The organism is Vogesella urethralis (assembly GCF_007644045.2).
GTDB lineage: Bacteria > Pseudomonadota > Gammaproteobacteria > Burkholderiales > Chromobacteriaceae > Vogesella > Vogesella urethralis.
Window position 1 is genome coordinate 252,748 of sequence record NZ_VMDW02000098.1, and the last position, 10,605, is coordinate 263,352.

General features: G+C 58.4%; 12 protein-coding genes and 5 tRNA genes. 13 read left to right on the forward strand and 4 right to left on the reverse strand.

Annotated features, from left to right (window positions below):
* The first annotated feature begins 37 nt into the window (after nucleotides 1–37).
* On the forward strand, nucleotides 38–1,801 hold the full coding sequence (locus FLQ03_RS12545) for a PglL family O-oligosaccharyltransferase (protein ID WP_144371075.1): 1,764 nt from the start codon (nucleotides 38–40) through the stop codon (nucleotides 1,799–1,801).
* Between the two features lie 66 nt (nucleotides 1,802–1,867).
* Here the strand turns inward: FLQ03_RS12545 and rpoH are convergent, their stop codons facing one another.
* The 4 genes from rpoH to ftsY all read right to left on the reverse strand — a co-directional run bounded on the left by rpoH (nucleotide 1,868) and on the right by ftsY (nucleotide 5,520).
* Nucleotides 1,868–2,728 (reverse strand): RNA polymerase sigma factor RpoH, encoded by an 861-nt coding sequence (gene rpoH / locus FLQ03_RS12550; RefSeq protein ID WP_144371076.1) that lies wholly within the window; start codon nucleotides 2,726–2,728, stop codon nucleotides 1,868–1,870.
* A 110-nt stretch (nucleotides 2,729–2,838) separates the two neighbouring features.
* A complete protein-coding gene (gene ftsX, locus FLQ03_RS12555) occupies nucleotides 2,839–3,750 on the reverse strand; it encodes a permease-like cell division protein FtsX (RefSeq protein ID WP_144371077.1) in 912 nt (303 codons plus the stop codon).
* Nucleotides 3,747–4,400, reverse strand: a complete 654-nt coding sequence (gene ftsE, locus FLQ03_RS12560) for a cell division ATP-binding protein FtsE (protein WP_144371078.1) — start codon at nucleotides 4,398–4,400, stop codon at nucleotides 3,747–3,749. Before ftsE ends, ftsX begins: the two co-directional genes overlap by 4 nt.
* Before the next feature lie 43 nt (nucleotides 4,401–4,443).
* On the reverse strand, nucleotides 4,444–5,520 hold the full coding sequence (ftsY, locus tag FLQ03_RS12565) for a signal recognition particle-docking protein FtsY (RefSeq protein ID WP_144371079.1): 1,077 nt from the start codon (nucleotides 5,518–5,520) through the stop codon (nucleotides 4,444–4,446).
* 186 nt (nucleotides 5,521–5,706) lie between these two features.
* Between ftsY and rsmD the strand changes: the two genes are divergently transcribed.
* The 12 genes from rsmD (at nucleotide 5,707) to FLQ03_RS12625 (ending at nucleotide 10,605) form a co-directional block, all read left to right on the forward strand.
* Nucleotides 5,707–6,258 carry a 16S rRNA (guanine(966)-N(2))-methyltransferase RsmD gene (gene rsmD / locus FLQ03_RS12570; RefSeq protein ID WP_144371080.1) on the forward strand — a complete coding sequence of 184 codons (552 nt, stop codon included), beginning with the start codon at nucleotides 5,707–5,709 and terminating at the stop codon, nucleotides 6,256–6,258.
* A gap of 77 nt (nucleotides 6,259–6,335) precedes the next feature.
* Nucleotides 6,336–6,587 (forward strand): YfhL family 4Fe-4S dicluster ferredoxin, encoded by a 252-nt coding sequence (locus tag FLQ03_RS12575; protein WP_144371081.1) that lies wholly within the window; start codon nucleotides 6,336–6,338, stop codon nucleotides 6,585–6,587.
* 124 nt (nucleotides 6,588–6,711) lie between these two features.
* A tRNA-Tyr gene (locus FLQ03_RS12580) sits at nucleotides 6,712–6,796 on the forward strand.
* Nucleotides 6,797–6,842: 46 nt separating this feature from the next.
* Nucleotides 6,843–6,916, forward strand: a tRNA-Gly gene (locus FLQ03_RS12585).
* Between the two features lie 27 nt (nucleotides 6,917–6,943).
* Nucleotides 6,944–7,018, forward strand: a tRNA-Thr gene (locus FLQ03_RS12590).
* Between the two features lie 37 nt (nucleotides 7,019–7,055).
* Nucleotides 7,056–8,246, forward strand: coding sequence for an elongation factor Tu (tuf, locus tag FLQ03_RS12595; RefSeq protein WP_144371082.1), 1,191 nt, complete (start codon nucleotides 7,056–7,058; stop codon nucleotides 8,244–8,246).
* Nucleotides 8,247–8,256: 10 nt separating this feature from the next.
* A tRNA-Trp gene (locus tag FLQ03_RS12600) sits at nucleotides 8,257–8,332 on the forward strand.
* A 63-nt stretch (nucleotides 8,333–8,395) separates the two neighbouring features.
* On the forward strand, nucleotides 8,396–8,749 hold the full coding sequence (secE, locus tag FLQ03_RS12605; protein WP_206210960.1) for a preprotein translocase subunit SecE: 354 nt from the start codon (nucleotides 8,396–8,398) through the stop codon (nucleotides 8,747–8,749).
* 2 nt (nucleotides 8,750–8,751) lie between these two features.
* Nucleotides 8,752–9,285 carry a transcription termination/antitermination protein NusG gene (gene nusG, locus FLQ03_RS12610; RefSeq protein WP_144371083.1) on the forward strand — a complete coding sequence of 178 codons (534 nt, stop codon included), beginning with the start codon at nucleotides 8,752–8,754 and terminating at the stop codon, nucleotides 9,283–9,285.
* Nucleotides 9,286–9,382: 97 nt separating this feature from the next.
* Nucleotides 9,383–9,814, forward strand: a complete 432-nt coding sequence (gene rplK / locus FLQ03_RS12615; RefSeq protein WP_144371084.1) for a 50S ribosomal protein L11 — start codon at nucleotides 9,383–9,385, stop codon at nucleotides 9,812–9,814.
* Entirely contained in the window at nucleotides 9,815–10,510 is a 696-nt protein-coding gene (gene rplA / locus FLQ03_RS12620; RefSeq protein ID WP_144371085.1) for a 50S ribosomal protein L1, read from the forward strand.
* Nucleotides 10,511–10,530: 20 nt separating this feature from the next.
* A tRNA-Thr gene (locus FLQ03_RS12625) sits at nucleotides 10,531–10,605 on the forward strand.

The window sequence follows — 10,605 nt, forward strand, 5'->3', positions numbered from 1 at the left end:
ATCCTTGCCGCTTTGCTTTTCAGGTCGGGTACTGCCGATGCATGCGCCTTCACTCAACGCCTCAACCCGTCTTACCATCGCCGCCGGCTTGCTGGCGGCGATTACCATTTTTCCGTTTTTATCCCGCTTCCATTTCCTGCCGTTGCCGCAATGGTGGGGCGAGATCACCGTGGTGGTGCTCGCGTCGGTAGCCATGCTGTGTTTGCCGCAGCAACGCATCAGTTGGCCGCGCAGCAGCCAATGGCTGCTCTGGTTGGCGCTGGTGTGGGCGGTACAGCCGTGGTTTGTGCCGCTTTACTTTCCCGGCTTGAACCAGGCAACCGCGCTGGCGTTTGTAGCGTTGTCGGTGCTGGCGTTGGCAGTATCGCGCTGGCGGCTGGCCGTGGGTAGCGAGGCCGTGGTCAGTGTGCTAGCCAAGGCGTTGCTGATTGGTACCCTATTGCAGTCGCTGATTGGCTTGGCGCAAGTGACCGGCCTGGCCGAAGCCATGGGCGGGGTGTTGTTCTATGACAGCAGCCACCCTACCACCAACGTGTTCGGCCATATCGGGCAACGTAACCAGTACGCGCATTACCTGACATGGGGGGTGATCGCCGGGGTATGGCTGCTGGCTAGCGGGCAGATCGCGCGGCGTTGGGGTTGGGCTGCCATTACCTGGCTGGCGCTGTCGATTGCCTTCGCCGGTTCGCGTACCGTTTTGCTGTACACCGTGGCCATGTTGCTGCTGGCGGGGGGCTGGCACTGGCGCATTCGCCAAGCGTTGAGCTGGCGCTTGTTCAAAGTAATGGCACTGGCGGTGGTGTTGATGGTGGCCATGCAATTCATTCTGCCGCTGGGTGAAAAGCTGCTGGCGCCGTTGTTGCACGGCCCGGTGGCCGCCAGCGGGCTGGAGCGGTTGGCGGCCAACAGTGATGGCATGGGCGCGCGTCGCTTAGCCGAATGGGGCAAGGCCTGGATCGTGTTTACCGAGCACCCGTGGTTCGGCTATGGCTGGTATCAGTATGCGTCCGAGAGCGTGCGCTTGCAGATGCTGCCGCAGTTTGCCAACGCAGGCGTCAATAGTGGCCTGTTTGCCAATGCACACAATCTGGTATTCCAGCTGCTGGCAGAAATGGGCCTGGCAGGCACGTTGTGCGCACTGCTGGGCTTCGCCTGGGCCGTGTGGCCTTATTTCGGTCGCCGTGCCGAGGCGGTGCATGTGATTCCGCTGGCTATCATGTCGGTGACGCTGATTCACAGCATGCTGGAATACCCGCTGTGGTACCTGTATTTCCCGGCCGTGCTGGTGATGATGCTGGCGCTGGCGCCAGAAAGTGACGAGGTCAGTGTCGGCTGGCTGATGCCGGTGTACGTGGTATTGGCCATCGCCTTGCTCGGGTTGGCCGCCTACGGCAGCTGGCGTTATCGTGAAATGCAGGGTTTGTACTACCCCACCAGCCAGCGCCAGCAACAGCGTCTGGAGCAGATCATCCGCCACGAACCGATGTTTGCCTCGCACGCGCTGGGCTTGCTGGACGATGTGATCACCCCGACACCGTCGGCGCTGAAGACGCAGCGCCATTGGCTGGAGTTGATGGCAGCTTTCCGCCCGTACCCGGATGTATTGCGTCGCAAGGCGCAGCTGGAAGCGCTGGCTGGGGAGCAGGGCAAAGCCGCGCATACCTTTAGCTTGGCGCTGGCGTCGTTCCCGACCTACGCACCGGACTTTCTGGAAGAGCTGGACGACGACGAACCGGCCTGGGCGCGCTTGCGCCAGATGGCACAGCAAGCCGTGGATAAACTGCCGGCGCAGTATCGCTAAGCCGGTTGCCCGCCAAAGCAAAAAGCCACCGCAGTGCGGTGGCTTTTTTCAAACTGATGCAGCAGCTCAGCCGTCGATGACGACGCCGTGGCTCAGCGCGGCCTTCATTTTGCCCAGCGCCTTGGCCTCAATCTGGCGAATGCGCTCGGCCGATACGCCAAATTCGTCAGCCAGATCGTGCAAGGTGGCACCGCCATCATCGGCCAGCCAGCGGGCTTCAATGATGCGACGGCTGCGGGCGTCGAGGCTGCCCAGCGCCTGTTCGATACCTTCACCCTGCAGCGTGTCCATGGCGTGGCGTTCGATGGCGCGGGTGGGTTCGTGGTGGCTGTCTGCCAGCCAGTCGATCGGGGCAAAGCCCTCATCGTCGCCTTCGTCAGCCAGCAAAGCGATGTCCTGGCCGCTCATGCGTGTTTCCATTTCACGCACTTCTTCCGGCTTGACACCCAGCTGTTCGGCGATATCCAGTGCTTCTTTTTCAGACAGTGCCGAAAAGCCCTGCTTCATGCTGCGCAGGTTGAAGAACAGTTTGCGCTGCGGCTTGGTGGTGGCAATACGCACCAGGCGCCAGTTGCGCAGGATGAATTCGTGGATTTCGGCCTTGATCCAGTGCACGGCAAACGAGAACAGACGCACGCCGCGGGTGGGTTCAAAGCGTTTTACCGCCTTCATCAGGCCGATATTGCCTTCCTGGATCAGGTCGGCTTGCGGCAGGCCGTAACCAGAGTAGCCGCGGGCGATGGATACCACCACGCGCAGGTGCGACAGCACCAGACGCTTGGCTGCTTCCAGGTCGCCGTGCTCCTGCTGGCGAGTGGCAAGCTCGAACTCTTCTTCCGGCGTCAGCATCGGAATGCTGTTCACGGTCTGGATGTACTGTTCCAGGCTACCGTTGGCGGAGAGTACTGGCAAAGCAATCGTGGTCATACGCGGATTATCCTCATGGAAACCTGAGCTGATCTTAGCACTCTCGTTATGAGAGTGCCAGAACAGCACAGGTTCCCGGCGATGGCATTTTTAAATCGGGGTGATAGCGATCAACGGGCGCGCAGCCGGCGCAGATGGTGGTCTGCGGCCAACCTGGCACCGATGATGCCCAGGGCGATGGTGGCACCGGCCAGTAGCAGTAACTCCTGCGCCGTCAGGCTGCGCAGCAGGATGCGTTCGTTATACAGCTGGGCAAAACCGTCCAGTGCCGGCGCTGCCTGCGCCACGAACACACTGCACAGTGCCCAGCACAGCAGCGTGCTGAGCACGCCCTGCCAGACGGCGTAGTACATGAATGGCCGGCGGATGAAGCTGTCGGTGGCGCCGATCAGTTTGGCCACTTCGATCTCTTCCTGTCGCGCCAGGATCTGCATGCGGATGCTGTTATGGGTAATCAGCATCAGCGCCAGGCCAAAGCTGATGCCCAGGAACCACGCCAGTTGCATGGCCAGCTCCAGCAAACCGTGCAGGCGTTTGGCCCAGGCCGCGTCAAACTGCGCTTGCTCAACCATCGGCAGCCCGGAAAGCTCGCGCTGCAGCATTTCCAGCGCTTCTGGCGGGGCGTCCGCTTTGGGCTGGACGATGAAGGCATCGGGCAGCGGGTTACTGCCCAGGCCTTCGCCAATCCCGCTCATGCCGCTGCGCTGTTCCAGTTGCTGCAAGGCCTGCTGCTTGGAGACAAAGCTGAAGGCAGCTACTTTGGGGTGGGTTTGCAGGCTGGCTTGTACCGCCGCCAGGTCGGCCTGCTCGGCCGACAGTTCCATGAACAGCGTGATTTGCGGGGTGGCGGTCAGCTTGCCGACCCAGCTTTGTACGCTGCTGGCGCCCAGATACAGCGATACCGGCAGCGACAGGGCAATGGCCAGCATCAGCAGGTTCAGCAGGCTACCCACCGGCTGGCGCAGCATTTTCAGCAGGGCCAGGCGGGCATCCTGCCAGTGCAGGTAGAAATAGTGTTTCATGATGCGAACTGGCCCTCGCGCAAGCGGATGATGCGGCGACCGTAGTCTTCCATCAGCGTTTCGTCGTGGGCCGATACGATCACGGTAACGCCCACCTGGTGGAACGATTTGAACAGTTCCATGATGTCCAGCGCGTAGGCGCGGTCCAGGTTGGCCGATGGTTCATCGGCCAGCAGGATGCTGGGGCGATGCACGACGGCGCGGGCAATGCACAGGCGCTGCTGTTCACCGCCGGACAGGCGCACCGGCATCACCTTTTCCTTGCCCAGCAAACCCACCTTGTCCAGCGCGGCGCGTACCCGCTTGGCTGCCTCGCGGCGATCAAAGCCGATGATGTCCAGCGGCAGCATCACGTTATCGAATACGTTGCGGTCGAACAGGATCTTGTGGTCCTGGAACACGATCCCGATGTGCTGGCGTACATAAGGCAACTGGCTGGCGCGCAGTTTACTGAGGTTCTGGTCGTTCACCAGCACGCTGCCACTGGTGGCGCGTTCAATGCCGCTAATCAGCTTCAGCAGCGTGCTCTTGCCGGCGCCGGAGTGGCCGGCTAGAAACAGCATCTCGCCACTGTCGATGGTAAACGACAGGTTTTTCAGCGCCTCATGGCCGCCGGGGTAGCGTTTGCTTACCTGTTCAAACTGGATCATTGCTGCATCCTGTGACAGTCAGAGGTTGGCCGCAGGCGCGGCATCAATCAAACAGGGCATCGATGTACGGGCCGGCCTGGAACGGGCGCAGGTCATCGATGGTTTCGCCGACACCGATAAAGCGCAGCGGTACCGGGCGCTGTTTGGCGATGGCAGCAATCACGCCACCCTTGGCGGTGCCGTCCAGCTTGGTCAGTACCAGGCCAGTCAGGCCCAGTGCATCGTCAAAGGCGATGACCTGGTTGATGGCGTTTTGGCCGATATTGGCATCCAGCACCAGCATCACCTCGTGCGGGCCGTCCGGAATGGCCTTCTGGATCACGCGCTTCACCTTCTTGATTTCTTCCATCAGGTGCAGCTGGGTTGGCAGGCGCCCGGCTGTATCGGCCAGCACGATGTCAATCCCTCGTGCGGTGGCTGCCTGGATGGCGTCGAAACAGACGGCAGCGGCATCGCCGCTTTGCTGCGCGATAACGGTCACGTTGTTGCGTTCACCCCAGGCCATCAGCTGTTCGCGCGCGGCAGCACGGAACGTATCACCTGCGGCCAGCAGCACGCTCTTGCCCTGGCTTTGGTAGTACTTGGCCAGCTTGCCGATGGAGGTGGTTTTGCCGGCGCCATTGACGCCCACCATCATGATGACAAAGGGCTTCTTGGTGCTAACATCCAGCGGCTGCTCCAGCGGGTTGATCAGGTCGCCCAGCGAGGCCTTCAGCGCCCCTTTGAGCTCTGCCGAATCTTTCAGTCCGCCCAGGCTGACACGGTTACGCACGTCTTTCAGCAAGTGGTTGGTAGCGTCTACGCCCATATCGGCGGTAAGTAGTACGGTTTCCAGTTCTTCGTACAGGTCTTCATCGATCTGGCCGCCACCAAACAGCGAGGCCAGTTGCTTGCCCAGCTTGTCACGGGTTTTGGACAAGCCGGCTTTCAGTCGCTCGGTCCAGCTGAGTTTGCGCTCGGGCGCTTGCGACGGCGCGGTGGCCGCCGGGGTGGCCGCTTCCACTGCAGGGGCTGTGCTTGGCGGCGTTGGGTTGTCTTGTGGCGCGGCAGCGCTTTCCGGTACGGCTGGCTGGGCAGCCTGCTCGGCCGGGGGAGTTTTTTTCTTGAAGAAGCTGAACATGCTTATTGAATCTGCGCACAAAAGAAAGCCAGATTGTAGCCTTAAAACGGGCTGTTACGCTGCCTTGAAACAGCATTCGCCTGCAAACTCCTGCAATGTATATATAAGGAATGCGTTGCGCTGTGAAGAAGCAGGACGGCGAAGCGGGGACAGGGTAGAATTCTGCCCTTGAATTCAGGAGGATGCATGACGCAGCAGCGCAACAAGGTCAGAATCATTGCCGGCAAATACCGACGCCGGCTGCTGGATGTGCCCGAGGCGGAAGGGCTGCGGCCAACCCCGGACCGGGTACGCGAGACCTTATTCAACTGGCTGGGTCAGGAGCTGCACGGCAAGAGCTGCCTGGATTTGTTTGCCGGTAGCGGTGCGCTGGGCTTCGAAGCGGCTTCGCGCGAGGCGCGTCGCGTAGTACTGGTAGAAAAGTCGCGTGGCGTGGCGGATGTCTTGCGTAAAAACCGGCAACTGTTGGGGGCCAGCGAAATCGATATCCAGTTGCAGGATGCACTGCTTTACCTGAAGCACTGCCGCGACTGTTTCGATATCGTCTTCGTTGACCCACCATACCAGCAAGCGCTGCAGCAGCAGGTGCTGGCGATGTTGCCGCCATTGCTCGCCCCGGGTGCGGTGGTATACGTGGAAACGCCAGCCCCCGCGGAATTTGCCGGTTGGCAGGTGCTACGTGCGATGAAGGCGGGCAAGGTGCACTCCTGGTTGCTACAGCCGGAGCCTGCCGTATAAGGATATAACCCTGCGAACTTGCTACTGCGCGGGGTGAGTGACAGAATTCACTATGTGAAATACCTGAGGAAATTACTATGGCTTTGATCATTACCGACGAATGCATCAACTGCGACGTCTGTGAACCGGAATGCCCGAACAACGCGATCTCGCAGGGCGAAGAGATCTATCAGATCGATCCTAACCTGTGCACCCAGTGTGTAGGCCACTACGATGAGCCGCAGTGTCAGCAAGTCTGTCCGGTAGATTGCATCCCGCTGGATCCGGATCGCCCGGAAACCCAGGAAGAACTGCATCAGAAGTACCTGGTGATTACCGGTAAGGCCTGATGTAAGTGACTGATTTGCCACAGAGCCCCGCGGCATGCGGGGCTTTTGTTTGGAAAATTGAAAAAAAATCAGCAAAAGCTGTTGACGTGCCTGCAAGGTGTCTATACTATTCGGGCTTCTTCACGGGGGGATTCCCGAGCGGTCAAAGGGATCAGACTGTAAATCTGACGGCTCTGCCTTCGAAGGTTCGAATCCTTCTCCCCCCACCAGTTGCTATGTATCTTGGCGGCGATGGTGAGGTCGCTCGGATCGTAGGCGGGTGTAGCTCAATGGTAGAGCAGAAGCCTTCCAAGCTTACGACGAGGGTTCGATTCCCTTCACCCGCTCCAGGTTGCTGTAGATTATTGTTGTGTGAAGCTCATGTAGCTCAGGGGTAGAGCACTCCCTTGGTAAGGGAGAGGTCGGCGGTTCAATTCCGCCCATGAGCACCATCAATTTTAAACTTTATTCGTATTCAGGGAATTTGCCATGGCTAAGGAAAAGTTTGAGCGGACCAAGCCGCACGTAAACGTTGGCACCATCGGTCACGTAGACCATGGTAAAACCACTCTGACCGCTGCTATCACCACCATTCTGTCCAAGAAATTCGGTGGCGAAGCTAAAGATTACTCCCAGATCGACAGCGCGCCGGAAGAAAAAGCTCGTGGTATTACCATTAATACCGCTCACGTAGAATACGAAACCGCTACCCGCCACTACGCTCACGTAGACTGCCCGGGTCACGCCGACTACGTTAAAAACATGATTACCGGTGCTGCCCAGATGGACGGCGCTATCCTGGTATGTTCCGCTGCTGACGGCCCGATGCCGCAAACTCGCGAACACATCCTGCTGTCCCGCCAAGTAGGCGTGCCGTACATCATCGTCTTCCTGAACAAGGCTGACCTGGTGGACGACGCTGAGCTGCTGGAACTGGTTGAAATGGAAGTGCGCGATCTGCTGTCTTCCTACGACTTCCCGGGCGATGACACCCCGATCGTTACCGGTTCCGCTCGTCTGGCACTGGAAGGCGACCAATCCGAATACGGCGAGCCGGCAATCTTCCGCCTGGCTGACGCCCTGGATTCCTACATCCCGACTCCGGAGCGTGCTATCGACAAGCCGTTCCTGCTGCCGATCGAAGACGTGTTCTCGATCTCCGGTCGTGGCACTGTAGTTACCGGTCGTGTTGAGCGCGGTATCGTTAAAGTCGGCGAAGAGCTGGAAATCGTTGGTCTGAAAACCACCGTTAAGACCACTTGCACCGGCGTGGAAATGTTCCGCAAGCTGCTGGATCAAGGTCAGGCTGGTGACAACGTAGGCGTGCTGCTGCGTGGTACCAAGCGTGAAGACGTTGAGCGTGGTCAGGTTCTGGCCAAGCCGGGTTCCATCACCCCGCACACCAAGTTTGCTGCTTCGGTATACGTACTGAGCAAAGAAGAAGGTGGTCGTCACACCCCGTTCTTCGCTAACTACCGTCCGCAGTTCTACTTCCGTACTACTGACGTGACTGGCGCTGTTAGCCTGTCCGAAGGTGTGGAAATGGTTATGCCGGGTGACAACGTAGAAATCACCGTAGAACTGATCGCTCCGATCGCTATGGAAGAAGGTCTGCGTTTCGCGATCCGTGAAGGCGGCCGCACCGTTGGCGCCGGCGTAGTAGCCAAGATTATTGCTTGATAAAGGTTTTAGGCCAGTAGCTCAATTGGTAGAGTATCGGTCTCCAAAACCGAGGGTTGGGGGTTCGAGACCCTCCTGGCCTGCCAAATAAGACTAACCGGCGTTTACGCCGGTTAGTCTTTTCACGTATATGCAACGCGAGAATTCATATGGAAATGCAAGATAAGCTCAAGCTGGGTCTGGTTGGCCTGCTGGTGGCTGCTGGCGTGGTTGGCTTCTATCTGTTGCCGGAAACCCAGACTGTGCTGCGCGTCCTGGTGTTTGTGGCGTCCGTTGCTGCGGGTGCTGCGGTATTCTGGTTCTCTGCCCCGGGCCGTGAATTTGTTGCCTATGCGCAGGAATCGCTGGTGGAGGCGCGCAAAGTAGTGTGGCCTTCCCGCAAGGAAACCACGCAAATGACCATGATGGTGTTTGTGTTCGTTTTTGTTCTTGCCTTGTTTATGTGGCTGGTTGACTCGTCCTTGTCCTGGCTCTTCTATGATGTACTGCTTCGTCGGGGTTGATAATGGCTAAACGTTGGTATGTTGTGCATGCTTACTCGGGGTTCGAGAAGAGCGTGCAAAAAGCGTTGAGAGAGCGTATCGAGCGCGAGAGCATGCAGGATCTTTTCGGCCAGGTGTTGGTGCCGGTGGAAGAGGTTGTGGATGTGAAGAACGGCAAGCGCTCCATTTCTGAGCGTAAGTTCTTCCCGGGTTACGTGCTGGTCGAGATGGAAATGACCGACGACACCTGGCACTTGGTCAAGAGCACGCCGAAAGTGACCGGCTTTGTGGGTGGTACGGCCAACCGTCCGGCACCCATTTCCGCCAAGGAAGTGGAATCCATCATGCAACAAATGCAAGATGGCGTAGAAAAGCCGAAGCCGAAAGTACTGTTTGAAGTGGGCGAGCGCGTTCGTGTCAACGAAGGTCCGTTTACCGATTTCAATGGTACGGTCGACGAGGTGAACTACGAGCGCAACAAACTGCGCGTTTCGGTGCAGATTTTTGGTCGCGATACGCCGGTCGAGCTGGAATTTTCGCAAGTCGAGAAGCTGTAATACTTGTTTTTTTTGAAGCGTTTAGATATACTCTTGCGCTTCGTGTGGGGAGCGTTGCACGTCGCAATGCGTTATACCCGAATTTAGGAGCTCTAACGTGGCTAAGAAAATTGTTGGCTATATCAAGCTGCAAGTTGCGGCTGGTAAAGCAAACCCGTCGCCGCCGATCGGTCCGGCACTGGGTCAGCGTGGTCTGAACATCATGGAATTCTGCAAGGCCTTCAATGCCCAGACTCAGGGCATGGAGCCGGGCATGCCGATTCCGGTTGTGATCACCGCTTACGCAGACAAATCCTTCACCTTCACCATGAAGACGCCGCCGGCGACCTTCCTGCTGAAGAAAGCTGCTGGTATCAAATCCGGTTCTTCCAAGGCTCACGTCGACAAGGTTGGCAAGGTAACCCGCGCTCAACTGGAAGAAATCGCCAAGACCAAGCAAGCTGACCTGACCGCTGCTGACCTGGATGCTGCCGTGCGCACCATCGCCGGTTCCGCTCGTTCCATGGGTCTTGAAGTGGAGGGTGTGTAAATGGCTAAGCTGTCCAAGCGCGTACAAGCCCTGAAAGCACAAGTAGATCGCAACAAACTGTACGGCGTTGACGAAGCGCTGAACATGGTTAAAGCGGCTGCTACTGCAAAATTTGACGAATCCATCGACATCGCCGTGAATCTAGGCGTTGATCCGCGTAAATCCGACCAGGTTGTACGTGGTTCCGTGGTTCTGCCGCGCGGTACCGGTAAATCCGTACGCGTTGCTGTATTTGCTCAAGGCGCCAACGCCGAAGCCGCCAAGGCTGCCGGTGCTGAAGTTGTCGGTTTCGACGACCTGGCCGAGCAAGTTAAAGCCGGCAACCTGGACTTCGACGTAGTTATCGCTTCCCCGGATGCGATGCGCGTTGTAGGTCAACTGGGTCAGATCCTGGGCCCGCGTGGCCTTATGCCGAACCCGAAAGTGGGCACTGTTACCCCGAACGTTGCTGAAGCCGTGAAAAACGCTAAAGCCGGTCAGGTTCAGTACCGTACCGACAAGGCTGGTATCATCCACGCCACCATCGGTCGTGCTTCTTTCGAAGTTGAAGCCCTGCGCGACAACTTTGCTGCTCTGGTAGATGCCCTGGTGAAAGCCAAGCCGGCCGCTGCCAAGGGTCAGTACCTGAAGAAAATCGCCGTATCCAGCACCATGGGTGTTGGCGTACGCGTAGACGTTGCTGCTGCCCAGGCTTAATTGCCCGCAGTAGTACACAGGCTCATGTAGCTCAGGGGTAGAGCACTCCCTTGGTAAGGGAGAGGTCGGCGGTTCAATTCCGCCCATGAGCACCA